Source organism: Pelomonas nitida, assembly GCF_043555975.1.
Lineage (GTDB): Bacteria > Pseudomonadota > Gammaproteobacteria > Burkholderiales > Burkholderiaceae_C > Pelomonas > Pelomonas nitida.
On the sequence record NZ_JBIGIA010000057.1, the window covers coordinates 1 to 304 of the forward strand.

Genomic DNA, 304 nt, shown 5'->3' on the forward strand with positions numbered 1-304 from the left:
TGAACTGCCTGCGCGCGCAGGCACGCCAGCGCCTGGGCTGAGCGCCGGCCCACCGCTCACTGGGGCGGTTTGCGCTTGAGCAGTGCCAGCAGCACGCAGACCGTCAGCGTGGTGCCGATCAGCACATTGTCCACCCACGGGAAATGCTCGAGCTTGCCGTCCGCGCCGATGGTCACGATGTGCCCCGAGACGAGGGCCGCCAGCCCGCCGGCCAGCTGCTGCAGCGCGGTGTTGACGGCCGTGAACGCGCCGCGCTGCTCGGGCGCGGGAATGCCGGTGACGATGACCTGCCAGGGCACCATGC

The 304-nt window shown here is 71.1% G+C and carries 1 pseudogene; it reads right to left on the minus strand.

Annotated features, from left to right (window positions below):
* Positions 1 to 56: 56 nt before the first annotated feature.
* Positions 57 to 304: pseudogene (locus ACG00X_RS24095) on the minus strand (MFS transporter); the annotation flags it as partial.